At 42.9% G+C, this 18,582-nt stretch carries 8 protein-coding genes; 6 read left to right on the plus strand and 2 right to left on the minus strand.

Annotated elements, in window-relative coordinates:
- Positions 1–49 precede the first annotated feature (49 nt).
- Positions 50–1,618 (minus strand): pectate lyase, encoded by a 1,569-nt coding sequence (locus H8S63_RS15300; RefSeq protein ID WP_370527610.1) that lies wholly within the window; start codon positions 1,616–1,618, stop codon positions 50–52.
- Between the two features lie 261 nt (positions 1,619–1,879).
- On the opposite strand from H8S63_RS15300, the gene H8S63_RS15305 reads away from it, so the two are divergent.
- From H8S63_RS15305 to H8S63_RS15330, 6 genes are read left to right on the plus strand one after another with little or no spacing between them, the layout of a single operon-like run.
- Positions 1,880–5,137 (plus strand): TonB-dependent receptor, encoded by a 3,258-nt coding sequence (locus tag H8S63_RS15305; protein ID WP_186927286.1) that lies wholly within the window; start codon positions 1,880–1,882, stop codon positions 5,135–5,137.
- Between the two features lie 24 nt (positions 5,138–5,161).
- Entirely contained in the window at positions 5,162–7,123 is a 1,962-nt protein-coding gene (locus tag H8S63_RS15310) for a RagB/SusD family nutrient uptake outer membrane protein (RefSeq protein WP_055278499.1), read from the plus strand.
- Positions 7,124–7,143: 20 nt separating this feature from the next.
- On the plus strand, positions 7,144–9,036 hold the full coding sequence (locus tag H8S63_RS15315) for a DUF4957 domain-containing protein (protein ID WP_186927287.1): 1,893 nt from the start codon (positions 7,144–7,146) through the stop codon (positions 9,034–9,036).
- Between the two features lie 17 nt (positions 9,037–9,053).
- Entirely contained in the window at positions 9,054–10,727 is a 1,674-nt protein-coding gene (locus H8S63_RS15320) for a pectinesterase family protein (protein WP_229101805.1), read from the plus strand.
- Positions 10,728–10,750: 23 nt separating this feature from the next.
- Entirely contained in the window at positions 10,751–12,358 is a 1,608-nt protein-coding gene (locus H8S63_RS15325; RefSeq protein WP_186927288.1) for a pectate lyase, read from the plus strand.
- A 49-nt stretch (positions 12,359–12,407) separates the two neighbouring features.
- Positions 12,408–13,847 (plus strand): hypothetical protein, encoded by a 1,440-nt coding sequence (locus tag H8S63_RS15330; RefSeq protein ID WP_007751147.1) that lies wholly within the window; start codon positions 12,408–12,410, stop codon positions 13,845–13,847.
- Between the two features lie 127 nt (positions 13,848–13,974).
- Here H8S63_RS15330 and H8S63_RS15335 read toward each other — a convergent pair whose 3' ends face one another.
- Complete coding sequence (locus tag H8S63_RS15335) at positions 13,975–18,546, minus strand: hybrid sensor histidine kinase/response regulator transcription factor (RefSeq protein ID WP_186927289.1); 4,572 nt, start codon at positions 18,544–18,546, stop codon at positions 13,975–13,977.
- Positions 18,547–18,582 lie beyond the last annotated feature (36 nt).

Genomic DNA, 18,582 nt, shown 5'->3' on the forward strand with positions numbered 1-18,582 from the left:
AATAGAAAACAAATGGGCAAAGGAACAAAGAATAGAAAGAAGAAAATTACTAATCTGCATTTTGGCCTTGAATGATACCATGCACCAAACTATTCATGTACATTTCCAAATTAGTATATTTGCCATTTACATCAATCATTTTCTTATTTCCATCCGAGCTATCATTGGGATCTAAGCCATACTCTATTTCCCATTCATCCGGTATACCATCACCATCAGAGTCTATCACACAACGTTTAGTATCCAATGATAATTCCGGCCATGAATTACTTCCTAATTCTATTATATCGTTCGGCGTATTGATATACCCATCTAAATTGCCGGAAGCAGTGTAAGATGCCCCCCGATTTTTCACATCCTTTATAACCAGATTATCTACTTTATCCCTATAATCACAACACCCAACATATTTCATTACTTTATTATAAGCAACTTCTGCCGTATGAGTAGTCACTGTCCCGTAATCCAATGGCTTAGATAATTTCAACCCAGCTTGAGCAGCCGTTGTCCACATATTATCCACTTTGTCATCATTCGTTTGTTGGGCATACACTCCATTCGTCCAATTATCTACAGTCACTCCACTATTACCCTCCATCACATTTCCATCAATGTAAAAGGTTCCCCATTTTTGTGCATACGGTGCAAAAGAAGGGTTCTTCTGAACATATTCCTGTGTATAGATTCCTATTTTAGCAATACGGTATTGTACTTTAGAAGAAGCCTTGTCCGTAGCAGGTCCTGGTTTATAATAATTATTCACGAGATTGACATGTTGGTCTTCCCCTCCATAGCAACCTTCACCTGCCCAATTATAAAAAACGTTATTACGAATATCCACACATTCTGTCAGAGCTAACGTAGTAGGACGAGGTCCCAAACGTGGGACACGGCTCTCGCAATGTGCAATCATATTATGATGATAGGAAGCATAATGACCACCCCAGTTTCCTCCAAACCCATGCGGTTTATCTTTCGAAGGAGTATCACGTAACGCCTGAGCAGCCAAACACCATTGCACTGTCGAGTTTTCCATTCCATATACAGATAGGCATTCATCCGTGCACCAACTGATAGAACAATGGTCTACTATAATATTCTTTTTATCCATCCCACCTAATCCATCCGAGTCTAAATTTACATTTCCAGGACGAAAACGCATAAAACGAATAATTACATTATTAGAATTGATTACAAAGTCATAATCAGCAATGCAAATACCACCAGGAGAAGTTTGTCCAGCTATTGTCAAATTATCATTTGTTGTTTTTAACTGAGCTTTTAGTTTAATTGTACCTGCCACATCAAAAACGATTGTCCTTGCTCCTTTTTGAATAAGCGCCCAACGGAAAGAACCTTTTTGAGGATTAGTAGGATTATCCTCCAATGTAGTAACATGGTACACACTCCCTCCTCGCCCCCCTGTAGTACTTCGTCCATGTCCTTCTGCACCGGGAAAAGCTAATAATTGTCCATAATCCAACTTCTTTATTGCAGTAGGAATATTCTCTCCTTGATTACCAAATTCATTATGAGACTCCGTGTTTTCATTAGAACAAGCCCAAACGCCACAAAGAGGTAGAATGGTAATACATAAAAAATAAAAATACTTTTTCATCATTCAAATTACATATTATTAGATTAATGTTTTCTTTCAGACGGCACAAAGGTAAAAGAGTAATGGAAAGAAGATGTTGAAATATTGTTTTTTCCAGAGATACTACTCTCAAAGTACTAAATAACAAAAAATACGAAGCGAAAAACAAATATTACACATAGCTATATTTACATTCATATACTTTTGTAGCGATAAATAAACACAGAAAAAGAAAGTGATACAGCCAAATCAAATTAATAACTATTTATAAACATGCAAAGAATGTCTAACAAAGTGGAAAACATGCGTACCTTGCTGTTAATGCTATTTGCAGCAATATCGCTCAGCGTATCTGCACAAACAATTACTGTAAAAGGTAATGTGAAAGATACCAGTGGAGAGCCTGTTATTGGCGCTTCCGTTGTTGAAAAAGGTAATACGACCAACGGTACGATTACAGATCTGGATGGCAACTTTTCCATCAAGATTGATGGGAAGAAAACATTGGTTATTTCATACATAGGTATGAAAACTCAAGAAATTGCAATTCAAGGTAAAAAAGTAATTAACGTACAGATGACCGATGATTCTAAAGCATTGGATGAAGTAGTCGTAATCGGTTATGGAACAGTTAACAAAAGAGATTTAACAGGATCGGTAGCTTCTGTCAATTCCAAGGACCTGGCAGTTGTTCCGGTATCCAGTGCCACCGAAGCCCTTACTGGAAAACTTGCAGGTGTAAGTATTACAACAACCGAAGGAGCTCCTGATGCAGACGTAAAAATTCGTGTTCGCGGTGGTGGTTCTTTATCCCAAGATAATTCACCTTTATATATTGTAGACGGTTTTCCGGTTTCAAGTATCAGTGACATTGCCCCATCCGAAATACAAAGTATTGATGTTTTAAAAGATGCATCATCCACTGCTATTTATGGTGCCCGTGGTGCAAACGGTGTTATTATCATTACTACAAAAAGTGGCAAAGAAGGGAAAGTACAAGTTGATTTCGGTGCCTCCTATGGTTTCAAAAAGGTTACTAAACTCAATAAAGTTATGAGCCCGTACGACTATGTGGCTTATCAATATGAAACCGGAAGAACGGAAGAATACGGTCTTTTTGAAGATATGGATATTTGGAAAACAATGGAAGGTACTGATTATCAGGATGAGATATTCGGACGTACCGGCAACCAAGCCCAATATAACCTGAATGTCAGTGGCGGCAGCAAGCAATTAAAATATAACATCAGCTATGCTCACAATGACGAAAAGAGTATAATGTTAGGGTCAGGTTTCAATAAAGACAATGTGAATGCTAAGATCAATTCAGAATTAAACAAGTGGCTTTCTTTAGATTTCAACGTACGTATGAGCTACAGTACACTAGATGGTCTGAGTGGAGGTGCTGACACGAACGAATCAAATGCGGCTAATTCCATTGTAGCCAATGCCACCCGTTTCCGCCCGGTCAATCCAATGGCGTATGACGCAAGTGATGATGAAGCAAATAATGCCTATACCACAAAGAATCCATTAGAACGCCTATTAGGAGTATATAAGAAAAAGACTACTTTCAATCAGAATTATAATGCAGGCGTCAACTGGAAACCATTCAAAAACTTCACATTCCGTTCTGAATTCGGTTACGGATGGAAGTATGAAGATACTGATCAGGTTTGGAATGCCGATGGTGCACAAAATTCAAAGTTAGGCTATAACGGACAACCGCAAGCTGTATTCACTAGAGTTACTACTAAAAACTGGCGTAATGCAAATACATTGACATACGATAACAAAAAGCTGTTTGGAGGACGTGATAGAATCAATGTACTTTTAGGACACGAAGTAAGTAGTAACGAAAAAAAGACATTGGAGAATACTTCTGTCGCATTTCCTACCAGCATGAGCATTGAAGAAGTTTTGTCTACTGCCGGTGCAGGAACAGCATTACCCAATCAAACAACACTTGCTGCCAAAGAAAATCTGCTTTCTTTTTTCGGTCGAGCCAACTATACATTAATGGACAAATACCTTCTCACCGTAACCGTTCGTGCAGATGGTTCCAGTAAATTCGCCAAAGGCAATCAATGGGGAGTATTCCCATCAGCTGCATTGGCATGGCGTATATCTGATGAACAATTCATGCAAAACACGCGCAATTGGCTTTCTAGTCTGAAATTACGTTTAAGCTATGGTACTGCAGGTAATAACCGTATCAATTCAGGACTGACATATACAGCATATTCACTGTCAAGCAATACTGCCCGTGCTCCTTTCTTCAATGGTGATCGCACCAGCATGATGGAATTGGGCAGTTATCTATACAATCCGAAATTAAAATGGGAAACAACCGTTACAAGAAACTTTGGTATCGACTACGGATTCTGGAATAATCGTTTATCCGGTTCTATTGACCTTTATTGGAATACAACCAACGACTTGCTCATGAAAACGGAAATACCGGCTAATGCCGGCTATAACTACCAATACCAAAATTTCGGAAGTACCTCCAATAAAGGTGTAGAACTATCTATGAATGCGATCATTGCTGACAAGAAGAAGTTTGGACTGAATTTTAATTTCAATATTTCCTACAACCGTAACAGGATTGAGAAACTAAATACGGACAATCCGTGGCAAAGTAGCGGTTGGGGCGGAAGTACCATCGCAAAATATGAGGATTTCCGTGTAGAAGAAGGCGGACGACTTGGAGAAATTTGGGGATACAAAACCAACGGGTTCTATACAGCCTATGACCCTGTAACAAATCCGGAAGGCGAACTAGTCCTAAACGGAACAAACTGGGTATTGAAGGACGGTCTGAAAGACAATAGCGTAAACATTACAGGCGGAAGTTATTTCCCCGGAGGATTAAAAGTAGAATGTGATGAGAATGGAGAACCGATCAAACAAAAGCTAGGTAACACAGTAGCTCCGGTTTATGGTGGTTTTGGCTTCAATGGTCGCGCCGGTAACTTTGATTTCACTCTCTTCTTCAATTTCTCTATTGGAAATAAGATTGTTAATGCCACCAAACTAGCTACCTCATTCTTTGCCGGAACTTCATACGGTTACAACCTGAATGAAGACTTCTGTTCTGGAAAACGCTACACTTGGATTGATCCGACAACCGGCTATAATTTAGGCAAATCTATAAGTTCAGACGCACTTGCTTACTATGGTGGTGAAGCAGGAATCATATCACGTTTGAATCAAATCAATGCAAATGCCAGCATTTACAATCCGGTAGCCGTCACTCAAATGCAGTTGACAGACTATGCTGTTGAAAATGCCTCTTTTTTACGTGTGAACAACATTACCATCGGTTATTCACTTCCTAAGTCATGGATTCGCAAATATTATATGCAAAACGTACGAATCTACGTAACCGGGTATAATCTTTTCTGCCTGACTAACTACTCCGGCACCGATCCGGAAGTTGATACCAGCAGCAAACGAAATCCGATGACTCCAGGTATTGACTATGCTGCTTATCCGAAAAGCCGTTCATTTGTCGGTGGTATTAACGTAACATTCTAATTCTAACACAAAGGAGATTATTTTATGAAAAAGATAGCAAAGATATTATTTCTGTCCGCCAGCCTTTTCTGTACTACGGCTTGTTCGGACTTCCTAGACCAGACAGCACCATCCGAACAACCCGGAGAAAATGTATTTGAATCTACTTTCTTCACAGAACTGGCAGTCAATAAGCTTTATGGACTTATGACACAAGATGCCACATACTCTCGTGACATACCTATCGTTCTGAGTACAAATTCAGATTGTGAACTGGTTGATGGTCTAGGAACTGATGCCAACAATACAACTCACGAACGTGGTGCAATGAATTACAATGTAAGTCCGGGATGGTCAAAACTGTCCAACGTATGGGATGCTATGTATTCAATTATCGAAAATGCAAATCTGATTGTTGAAGGAATTAATAAGAGCTCCTTATTAACGTCAGGGGACAGTGACCAACGGGCGATGGAACGTTTCAAAGGTGAAGCGTTGACAATACGTGCTATGGTCTACTTTGACTTAATCCGCCTTTTTGGCGATATACCTTATAAAAGCGAGTCTTCCAACCCGGATTTGAGCAATGTTTACTTAGGGAAAAGTGATCGGGATGTTATCATGGATGAGCTGATTAAAGATTTGGAAACAGCAATTACCCTATTACCATGGGCAGGAGAAGTTTCTGCATACACTACAGAACGGGTGACTAAAGGATATGCCCATTCCTTATTGGCAAATATCGCTTTGTCAAGAGCCGGATGGAGTATTCGTGAAGAACAGAAGAACGGCTATGTTACCGCAGACAAAAACTCGGATCCGGTCTATCCTACCCAACGTTGCGATGACGCTACCCGCACCAAGATGTATGAATTGGCACTGAAACATCTGGCAACTGTCATAGATAATGGCACCCACCAGTTAAATCCATCATTCGCCAATGAATGGTATTTGATCAACCAACGCCAATTGGATGAAACTTATCGTGAAAACATCTTCGAAATACCGATGGGATTAGGAGTCAGTGGCGAACTAGGCTACACAGTCGGCGTACGAATGAACGGTTTTAGTACTTTATACGGTGAACAAGGAAACTCCTCCGGTAAACTTAAGATGACAGCTCCATACTTCTGGTCTTTCCAGGATGGCGACCAACGTCGTGACATTACTTGCTGTAACCTGCAATTAAAAACAGAGAACAATGTTCTAAAAGAAAAAATGCTCGGTAATACACCATTCGCCATTTACTGTGGAAAATGGGACATTCGCCAAATGAATGAAGAATGGCGTCAAGTTGCCATCGCTACAGGTAAAGCCAAATGGATGTCCGGTATTAACTGCGTCCGGATGCGCTATTCCCAAGTATTATTAATGTATGCCGAAACCCTAAACGAATTGGCCAGTGGTCCTGACGGAACTTACAACGGAGCCTCCACCCGTATTAGTACCGCTAGAAAAGCATTGGAATTGGTACATACACGTGCATTTGCAGATGCAAACAAATCTGAAGCCGAAAATTATATTGCTGCTATCAATGGAAAGGAAGACTTTTTTGAAGCAATTGTAGACGAGAATGCTTGGGAATTGGCTGGAGAAGGTTTCCGCAAATATGACCTGATTCGCTGGAATTTATTGATTGATAAAATCAAACAGTTTAAAAGCGATTATGAAAGCCAACTGTTTTCTAGTAAGAACTCATATCCGGAAAAAATTTATTTCAACTATTCCAATGACGACAAGACGAGCATAGACATCAGCAGCGTCACTTGGCATGGTATTCCTAGTGGAAAAAGTAGCAGCGATTATGATGACAACAACAATTTTTGGGGAAAGGAACGGACAGATACCAAAGGACAAGCTCAGTTGACAGTCAATTTACCTTCCATTTCCAGTGGACTAGTAGGAGATAATGTAGCAGTTATCAACCGTTACTTACTGCCAATCGCATCTACTACGATCTCCGCTTCTAACGGAATGTTACATAATTCATACGGATTTTCAGACTAATACCTAATCAATAAGTAATCATGAAAAAATTAACACATATTATAAAAACAGGAGCCTTCGCACTCCTCACTTCTCTAAGTGTTGCCGCTTGTATAGACGGTAACGACTGGGAAACCATTAGTGGCAACCGACTGTTCGGTACTACAAGCTTCTCTGTGGAACCGGCTGCAATAACAGCTGAAGCTAAATGGGACGCAACCCCCAATACCGAATATTACATCATCGAAGCAAGCAGGGAACAAATGGATGATAATATGCCAATGGGCAGTGCTTCAGGTAGTATCGTATACGGTGAAGACCAATCAATCAAAAAATCGCCTTATACCCTGACCGGTCTGTTAGGTGAAACGACCTATTATCTACGCATCAAATCCGTAGCAAGTGGAAAAGAATCCCGTTGGATATATTTGGAAGACGGAACATTCGAAACTTCGAAAGAAGAAATATTAGGTACCATTCCAAGCGAAAACATTACGGAAGAAACCATTTTAATTACTTGGGAAGCCGGTCTGGAAGTAACGCATTTCATCATCAAAGCAGGAATAGATGCTCCTATAACAAAAGAAATAACTTCGGAAGAAGTCGCTGCCGGACAGAAACTGATTGAAGGATTACTGCCGGGAACAGAATATACATTCTCCATCTATAATGGAGAAATTAAGCGTGGCGAAACTACAGCGATGACAGTAATGCCCGAAATGGTAGATTTCACAAGTGTTACGCCTACCAAAACATCTGTCAGCCTTGTTTGGGATCCCGAAGCTATCCAAACCGGTTCCACGACAGTTTCTCATTATGCATGGTGCGAAGGAGACAGAACACCAAGCGTCAGTGATCATTATACTGCATTAACAGTTGAACAAATCAGTCAAGGACAATTGAATTTTGATGGACTTGAGCCTAGCACAACTTATACAGTAGCTTTAATGAGAGGAACGTACGTTCGTGCACTGACCACCTTTACAACAGCAAAAGGTATTCCAAGTGGATATACCAGAGTTGTTGTAACTAACAAAGAAGAATGGAATACAGCTATAAGCAGTAACACCGGGAAAGTAGCCATGTTAATACCTAGTGGAACAACACTAGATATAACTAGTGCAACAGCAATTATCCCCAATACAATCACATCATTATTGATTTGGGGAGCTGACGAAAGTGAAGAGAAGGCAGCAATCCAGCCGGATATCAGACTTAAAGGACTCAGCTTCGCTGATGGAGGAGGATATGAAACAATCGAATTCTACAATTTATATCTCCATCATGATAATAATGAAAACAATTTTGTTGTATACCACCAAAACAATAATGCAACCATCCAAAATTTAATATTAGAGTCATGTAAAGTCGACAAGATTCGTGGTATTTTCAGATTCAAAAATGCAACAGGTTCTTGTAGCAATTGTATCATCAATAACTGTCTGATTGAGAACATTGGCAGTTATGGTCTTTTTGCCACAGCAGAGGCAAAGGGAACGTGGACGTTCGATAATGTCGTACTTACTAATTCCACAATCAATGAATCCGGCATTGATTTATCACAAAAAGGTCCATTATTAAAAACGCAACAAGACCACTCTATCTCATTTGAAATAAACCAATGCACAATATATGGATTGGCATATACAATAATCAATTCTGGTAGTAAGCCATTGACTTTGAATATTTCAAATACATTGTTTGGCGGATTCCAGTCCGGACAAACAGTAAAAGGATACGAAGAAGGAACTACGGTTAACTCTTCTGAAAATGTATACACAGCTTCCGACTCACCTTTTCACAGTAATGCATTAGGAGAATGTTTAACAATAACAAGCGCAGAGTTATTCAATGCACCAGCTGCGGCGAACGGTGACTTCACCGTAAAAATAGACACCTATAAAACTTACGGTGACCAACGTTGGAATAAATAACAATAAAAAGAAAACTTATGAATACAAAATATATTTATAAAATAAGCAATTACCTATTCATTTGTATGCTGGCATTAGCTGTTTTCGCATGCAAAGACGATGATAATTCAGAAGACACGAGCGCATTGACGCTCGTATCTTCCAACATTACAGAAGGTGCCACACTGGAAAGTAACAGTGGCTATGTAGAACTGACTTTCAACAAGAAAGTTCGCCAAGCCCCCAATACATCCATCACATTCAATGATGCCGATATACGAATTATCATTCTTAATAATGTGGTGCGCTATAAATACAGCACATCAGACAATACAGACTGTACCTTTAAAATACCTTCCGGAGCATTGCTCGATTATAGCGGAAACCCGTATCAGGGACTGACTCTGAATTTCAAGATCATGGAAGAAGCGATCACCCCAAAACTGTTCGACGTTATAGTCGATCCTAATGGAAAAGGTGACTATACCAATATTCAGGATGCCATTGATGCTGTTCCAAGCAACCGTACGGAACCTTATCTTATTTTTGTTGCGAATGGGACTTATGAAGAATTCATCAATGTTCCCAAAATCAAGCCTTTCATACATTTGATCGGACAGGACAAAGAAAAGACAATCATCGCACGTAAGTTAACCAGTGCCAGCAATGCTACCGGTGACGGCGGAGAAGAAGCATGGCAGTATTCGTGGAGAAACGAGGCTAACCAAAGCCAAAGATTCCAAGAAGCTGTAACTATGATCTATGCTACCGATTTTTATGCAGAAAATATATCTTTTGTGAATACATGGGGAACAGAAAAACTGATCGGTCCTATGGCGGAAGCAATGTACACAGCCAATGACAGAATTGCTTTCTACAATTGTAAATTCAGATCTTTCCAAGATACATGGCAAACCAAAGTACAGTCTTCATCTGAGAATGGTATCAATGCCAGACATTATGCCAGTGATTGCTGGATAGAAGGCGCCGTTGACTATTTCTATGGAAACGGAAACGTATTGATAGAAAACACGACCTTATACAATGTACGCTACGGAAGTGTTATAACTGCCGCTAATCATACTACCGGCACAAATTGGGGATATGTATTCAACAATTGCACAGTTGACGGTATCAACAAAGTAGATCCTGACAAATATGGAACAGAAAGCCTCGACTATCAACCGAGTAAAGGAACCGCTCAAACATTAGGAAGACCCTGGCAGAACAATCCTATCACTGTATTTCTAAACACCAAACTGAAATTCGACATTGATCCTGCCGGATGGAGAGATATGAGCGCCGTACCTGCTTTGTATGCTGAATACAACACGACGGACAAAAAAGGAAAGGCGGTAGATATGAGTCAGCGAAAGACTAAATACACTATCAATGGTACATCATATAATTATGAAGGTAAAACCGAATTAAGTTACTCCGAATACATTAAATATACTTACGAGAACATTGTAAACGGTTCAGACGGCTGGAATCCCAAGAAGTTTATGGAACAATTGGAAACCCCGGAAAATGTATCACTCAACGGAACGACCTTAAGTTGGGACGCCCGTTACAAAGCAATCTGTTACCTGATCTTCAAGGCAGACGGAAGTTTTGAAGGACAAACGATTGACACTTCTTTTACCGTAAGTGATGCAGATGCAACCTACACCGTAAAAGCCGCCAACAAATACGGAACTCTTAGTGAATAAACAATCAATAAAATATTAAAGTTATGCACAAGTTATTATTCGGAGCATTTCTTTCCGGTTTACTAATTTCATTCGCAGCCTGTTCGGAAGACGAAGCGAAACTCACCAACAGTTATCAGTATTTTCCCGGAAATTCAGATAAGACAGAAGAACCTAATGATGAAGAGTTAATAGACTATCCAACACCTGACCGTACCAAAATAGCAGCCTTTCCCGGAGCATTCGGGGCTGGCCGCTACACAACAGGAGGTGCGGGAGGCAAAGTCTACACAGTAACGTCACTTGCAGACAATGGTGCAGTAGGAACTCTGCGCTGGGCACTCAACCAATCTGAAACTCGCACTATTGTATTTGCAGTCAGTGGAATCATCGACCTGCAACAAAACCTGACTATACAAAAAGGAAATGTAACCATCGCCGGACAAACAGCCCCCGGTGACGGTATCTGCCTGAAAAGATATCCGGTTATTCTAGAGGCTGACAATGTTATCATACGTTTCATGCGTTTCCGTCTAGGAGACGAGCAAATCAATAACGCAGAAACCAAAGACGCGGATGCCATTTTCGGCAGGAATCAAAAGAACATCATCATAGACCACTGTTCTATGAGCTGGTGCACAGACGAATGCGCTTCTTTTTATGGTAACACTAATTTCACAATGCAGTGGTGTCTCATTGCCGAAAGTCTTGCCAACAGCATACATCCGAAAGGGGCTCACGGTTACGGTGGCATTTGGGGTGGTTCTCCTGCCACTTTCCACCACAACCTATTAGCTCACCACGTCAGTCGTACTCCCCGTCTATGCGGAAGTCGTTATAGCAACTCGCCCGACAATGAAAAGGTAGACGTACGCAATAACGTATTTTACAATTGGGGAGCAGGCAACGGAGGCTATGCCGGAGAAGGAGGAAATTACAACTTCGTCAACAATTATTATAAGCCGGGTGCTGCTACCAACACGAAGAAAATTGTCATTAACCGTATTGTCGCTCCAGGTCCCGATGATGGAACTAACAACCAGGCAAAAGGCGTATGGGGAGTATTTCATCTGAAAGGAAACTATTTTGACGATACGTCAGCCGCTCTTGACCAAAGCAACAAATCACTTATTGCAGAAGTCAACAATGACAATTGGGTAGGTTTTCAGCCAAACCAGAAAATCAGTGTCAACGGTGTGGACGAAACCATTCCTTATCCAAACAATGATGAAAATGCATTAAAATCACAAACGGAATTTGTTATTTCAAATGATGTCAGTACCTTTACACAATCAGCGCAAGAGGCTTACGCAGATGTATTAAAGTATGCCGGAGCTTCTTATAAACGTGACGCTGTAGATACGCGTATCATACAAGAGACACAGGAAGGGAGCTACACATACCCAGGAAGCAATGGAGGCAAATTCGGAATCATCGATTCACAACAGGATGTAGGCGGATGGCCTACTTACCAATCAGAAAGTGCTCCACTAGATACTGACGGCGATGGTATTCCTGACAGCTGGGAGACAGCAAACAAGCTCAATCCCAATGATACATCCGACGGCGTAAAATACCAATTGAGTGCTGAATACACAAATTTGGAGGTATACATAAACGACCTAGTCAAGAACTTATATCCGATAAAATAAAAATCATATTATGAACAAAGTATTATTAGGAACACTCTGCATATTATTCATGCTTCCCCTTGCTGCAAGTGCTGCAATAATAGGGGAAAATTGTCCTAGTCCCATCGACCGCTCCAAAGTCCCCGCCTTTCCCGGAGCCGATGGAGCCGGTAAATACACCACAGGCGGTGCCGGTGGCGCAGTCTACACCGTCACCTCCTTAGCCGACGACGGTTCAAAGGGAACACTCCGCTGGGCTATCAATCAAAAAGGTCCGCGTACCATTGTTTTCGCGGTCAGCGGGATCATTGAACTCCAGAAATCATTGAAAGTGAATAACGGAGACCTGACTATTGCCGGTCAGACAGCACCGGGCGATGGTATATGTCTGAAGAACTATACATTCTCCATCCAAGCGGACAACGTGATTGTTCGTTTTATCCGTTCGCGTATGGGAGTTGACATCAAGCAAAAAGGTGACGATGCCATGAACGGAACAAAAGCGCATCAGAATATCATCATCGACCACTGCTCCATGAGTTGGAGCACGGACGAATGCGCCACATTCTATGACAACCGTAACTTCACCCTCCAATGGTGTATCATCAGCGAAAGCCTTGCCAACTCCATCCATGAAAAAGGAGCACACGGCTACGGAGGTATATGGGGCGGTCAAGGAGCTTCTTTCCACCACAATCTGCTAGCACACCACACCAACCGCACACCGCGTCTCTGCGGAAGCCGTTATACCGGCAAGCCGGAAGAAGAAAAGGTAGACCTGTTCAATAACGTAATATACAATTACGGCAGTGACGGAGCATACGCAGGAGAAGGCGGTTCGTACAATTTCATCAACAACTACTACAAGCCGGGACCTTTCAGTGCCACCAAAGGTTCTTACAAACGCCTGTTCACCGCATACGCCGATGACGGAAAGAACAATAATAAAGCCGGAGTTCACGGAGTGTTCTATTTTGACGGCAACTATATGGATCCTACCTGTTCCAGCCTGACAGACAAACAAAAGGAAGCTCTCTACAAAGTGAACCGGGACAATGCTTACGGATTGGTTATCAAAAAGGAATTCGCACCCGAAGACGAGGTTCTCTCTTCCAAAATATTTGATATAGCCGAACGCGCCTCATTGCAACCTGCCAAGAAAGCGTACAAGGATGTTCTCGAATTTGCCGGAGCTTCTTATCGCCGCGACGCGGTAGACCAACGCATCGTGGAAGAAACAAAGAAAGGGAAGTATACTTACGAAGGTTCTCATGGCAGCACCAACGGAATGATCGACCAACCGAAAGATGTAGGCGGATGGCCAGAATATAAAACAACCACCGCACCTGCCGACACAGACGGTGACGGTATGCCTGACGAATGGGAGAAAAAGAACGGATTGAATCCGAATGATCCTGCTGACGGGACGGTTTATGGACTTAGCAAAGAATACACCAATCTGGAAGTCTACATGAACAGCCTGGTCAATCACTTGTTTCCTCAAAAGTAAATTCCGCGATACCACAATCGGATAAAACGCAGGATTAACGCGGATTTTCGCAGATCAGACTCCAGATTAAGAGTTTATCTTTGCGAAAATCCGCGTTAATTCACGTTAATCCGCATTTAAACAAATCCTATTTTCCCTGTTTCTTATCCCTATATTCAGTCGGTGTCATCCCCACTTGCGCTTTGAAACACTTGCTGAAATATCGCGGATCATTAATACCCACCATATACGAAATCTGCGTCATATTAAACTCACCCGTCTCTATCAACTGCACGGCACGCTTCATACGCATCTCCTTTATAAACTCAATAGGCGCCAATCCCGTCAAGGTCTTCAGTTTCTTAAAGAATACCGAACGGCTGACTGCCAGTTCACTGACCAGATCATCGACAACCAACTCTCCGTTATCCATATTCTTTTCCATCAGTTCGACCAACTTATCCATAAACTTACGATCGTTGGGAGACATCACCGGAACCTCCGACACCTGTCCGTCCACATCGTTCTTTTGTGCTTCGGAGGTACCCCCGACAACCGTTTCGGACGTTGTGGATACACCGGACAAACTACCGTTCGAGTCCGCAACCGGTATATTCAGCAAATTCTCCCGATAGAAACTCTGCAACTTCTTTCGCTGCGACAGCAAGTTCTCCACACGCGCCTGCAAATAAGTCGCACTGAAAGGCTTCGTTATGTAATCATCCGCGCCATATTCCAACCCCTCCAATTTACTCTCGATCGTAGTCTTGGCCGTCAACAAGATAATAGGTATATGGCTGGTCGTCATATCCGCCCGGAGTTCACGCGTCATCTCGATACCATCCTTCTCCGGCATCATGACATCGCTGATAATAATATCCGGTACATACTTCAACGCCTTGCTCCATCCTTCCATACCATCAGCAGCCTCCACCACCCGATAATTTGAAGCGAATATGCTACGCAAAAATACCCGCAACTCTTGATTATCCTCCACTAATAACATCAGTTCCTTAGCGTTTCCCTCTTCCGTTTCCTGTTCTTCTTCCACAGAAGAAGCGGTCCCCACCTCCTCTGCGTCCGCAACCAACCTTTCGGACTGAATGGAGGAATTGGCCAAATCCACCACCTGTCCCATTTCCATCGGAGCGCCGGTATCTTCGAGGATAAACTCAACCTCTTTATCGTAATGTCCTTTCCCTTTCAGGAAATCCACTTTAAAACAACTGCCCTCTCCCAAACGGCTGTCAACACTGATAGTAGCCTGATGCATCTCTACGAGTTCCTTCACCAGCGAGAGCCCGATACCTGTGCTCGCCTGATTGAAAAGATTCTTATCCACCAGATTCTCAAAACGGACAAACAGCGATTTCTTCTTGTTCTCGGCTATACCGATACCTTGATCCTGCACACCGATGGAAACGACTTCTTCATCCTCGCGGATAAAAATCGTAATCATCTTCCCGTTCGGCGTATATTTAAAAGCATTGGAAAGCAAGTTAAACACAATTTTTTCCAGCTTATCCGCATCCACCCAAAGATAAAGATGTTCCTTTTCCGTCTCAAACAAGAAATCAATCCGGTGCTCTTCGGCGACAGCCTCGAAGTTATCCATCACCTTACGGACGAACGGCACGACATCCACACGCTGCACCTGCATCTTCATCTTCTTGTTCTGAATCTTGCGGAAGTCCAATATCTGATTGACGAGACGAAGCATCCGACTGGTGTTCCTTTCTACCACCACCAACTGCTCCCGTGCGTCGGCCGGCAATTTATCATTCTTCAGCACCTGCTCCACCGGTCCGGCTATCAATGTAAGCGGCGTACGCAATTCGTGGGAAATATTCGTAAAGAAGCGCAACTTAATATCCGAGATCTGCTGCTCTACCGACACCTCATGCTTCAACCGATAAATCGTGAACAGGATATAAACAGCCACGAGGATAATAATCAAAACAAAAAGTACATACATCACATACGCCACAGGGGTCTCCCAAAACGAAGGAAGAATCACTATATCCAACGCACGTTCGTTCTCCACCCACACCCCGTCGCTGTTGGTAGAACGGACACGGAGCACATATTTCCCTTTCGGAAGGTTCGTATAAGTCACACTCCGCTGCTTGTCGGCAAACGTCCACTGCTTTTCAAAACCATCCAGAATATATGAATACTGCACATTCTGCGGATTGGTGTAGTCCAATGCCGCAAAATGAATGGAAAAGATGTTCTCGTCATGCGAAAGCACCAACCGGTCTGTATCATCAATATCCACTTTCAGCAACGAGCCGTCTCTGGGTACGACGTTCTCATTGGCTACCGTCAACTTGGAGAATACGATAGACGGAACATAGCTGCTTTTGTGGATAGAATCCGGATTGAAAATAAAGACACCGCCACTGGCACCGAAAAGCATACTCCCTTTGGCAGTCAGCGTAGAGGCCGCCTCACTGAAACGCACCGGAAAAGTAATGCTGCGTTCATCAAAACTCTCGAAGCGTTCTTCCGACGGACTGAACTTGCAAAGCCCGTTCTCAGTACTGATCCATAGATTCCGTTTATGGTCCTCGCGGATGGAAAGCAAAATATCCGAAGAAAGCCCATCCTGCACCGAATAGGACTCGAATTTAGCATGACCGTCTTTGTCGATAGATACCAGCTTGTTGAGACCGCCGCCGAATGTTCCCAGATAAAGTTCCTTATTTTGAGTAGGGATAATCCAATGCACGTCATTGTTGCTCAAACTTTGCGTGTCGTTCGGCACACGGGAGAAATGATGGAACTCCACCTCTTCCGGTTTTTCAAAGTTCTCGTCGAAAGCGATAGCCCCCGTAGTAGTTCCCACCCACAGGCGACCGTTATTGTCGGAAGTAATAAAGCGAGCCTTATAGCAAGGGTCGATAGGATAACCTTTCAGATTATTACGATGATTGATAAACAAAGTCTTCCGGTCCTTGTCCTCCGTGATATAATTGATACCTCCGCCAAAAGTAGCTACCCAAATACGCCCGTGATGGTCTTCGTACACACAATACACGTTATTATCACTCAAACTGTACATATCATCCTCCTGATGACGATAGCGGGTCAGCCTGTAGGACATACCGTCCGGAGAGGTGGACTCGGCACGGATCAGTCCGTCACCTTTCGTCGCAATCCAGATGATACCTTTTGAATCCTGAATGACGAAATAAGCGGTTCCCCTCATCGGAGTACCGGTGGTAGAGACAGTACCGTTCTCCGTCAGATAACCTTTGTACGTTCTGCGGACATCATACAGGCGGAGCATACCGTCTTTCACTCCTACCCACAGGTTACCCAACTTATCTTCGCACAAAGCACGCACCTCGTTATGCAGCGATTCATGCTCGTGCAATACAGGAATCATCATCGAAAAGGGAACATTGCGATATGTCACCTTTTCCAATCCTTTGGAGTGCGTACAAAGCCATAGATTGCCTTGTTTATCAGAAAAAGCCGAATGAATCTTATTGGAGAAACGCCAGTCGTGACTGCCCAATTCATTATAGAAAGGAACCAGACGCCCTTTTTGCCGGTCGAAGAAAGAGAAACCGCCACCGTACGGATGCACCCAAAGGAAACCGTTCACGTCCTCAAAAATGTGGAAAGCCGGACGCGAACGTTCGGGATTACTGTATTCAATCAGAATCTGTTCACGGGTGACTACTCCTGTTGCCGGGTTGAAATGAGCCACGACACCCGGTTCTTCCTGTTCAAACCAGACTTCAGAAGAACGGTCTACGTAGGCCGAAAGAATCGGACGGTCGGGCAACGCTTTGCAAGTCAGAGAAGAATAATGTACGGCAGCTTTCGTCTTCAGATGATAGGTAAAGAAACCATCCGAGTCCGTTGTGACCACCGTCTGCTCCGGAGCTACTTCGTGAATGGAGGTGATGCGGCTCTTCGTAGGCAGTTCAAACAATGTAAAGTCGCCACCTTCTTTCCGATAAGACCAGATGCGTCCATGATCGGAAGCGAAACGGATGTGTCCGTCATTCTCCTGCGCCGCATAAAAAGCCTGGTTCATGCCACCGTTCTTTCCTTTTGTCTCCGTAAAGTAGGAAACAGGTTCCCGCGTGCCGGGACGAACCAAGCCCAATCCGTTATCCGTCAACAGCCAATCGTTTCCCGCTTTATCCTGATAGACTTTAAAAACATGGAAAGAAGGGAACAATTCCGACTTGCCGGAGTAAATATCCCATGTCAGGCGGTTATTTTCTTCGGGATGGGTCAGGATACGGATCGCTCCGTCATTGTCGGTCAGCAACCAGACAGTACCGTTCGGCATTACTTCAATGGTATGTACATTGAACGTACTTCCCTCTTCTCCCGCAGCGGGCACTTGCTCGAAAGTCTCCGTTCTGGGATCGAAACGATGGACACGGTTGTCGTATGTCAGCAGCCAGAGGAAACCGTAACAATCCTCATACATACGGTCTACCCTGTTATTGGTCAGACTGATGTAATCTCCCTGACGTGCCTTATAGGTCTTGAAAGTGTAGCCGTCAAAACGGTTGATACCATCCCAAGTAGCAAACCACAAATTGTCTTTATGGTCCTGAAGGATGTTCATGACTGTGTTCTGCGACAATCCGTCCTCTGTAGAATAGTGGGTAAAGAAGCAATGTTGCTGTGTATGTGCCGTGAATACGACAGCCAACAATAGAATTACGGAAATTAAGGTTTTCTTTATCATATATCACTCGATTCTGTGCCGTAAAGATAGAAAAAT

It is taken from the genome of Bacteroides sp. NSJ-39 (assembly GCF_014287315.1).
GTDB lineage: Bacteria > Bacteroidota > Bacteroidia > Bacteroidales > Bacteroidaceae > Bacteroides > Bacteroides finegoldii.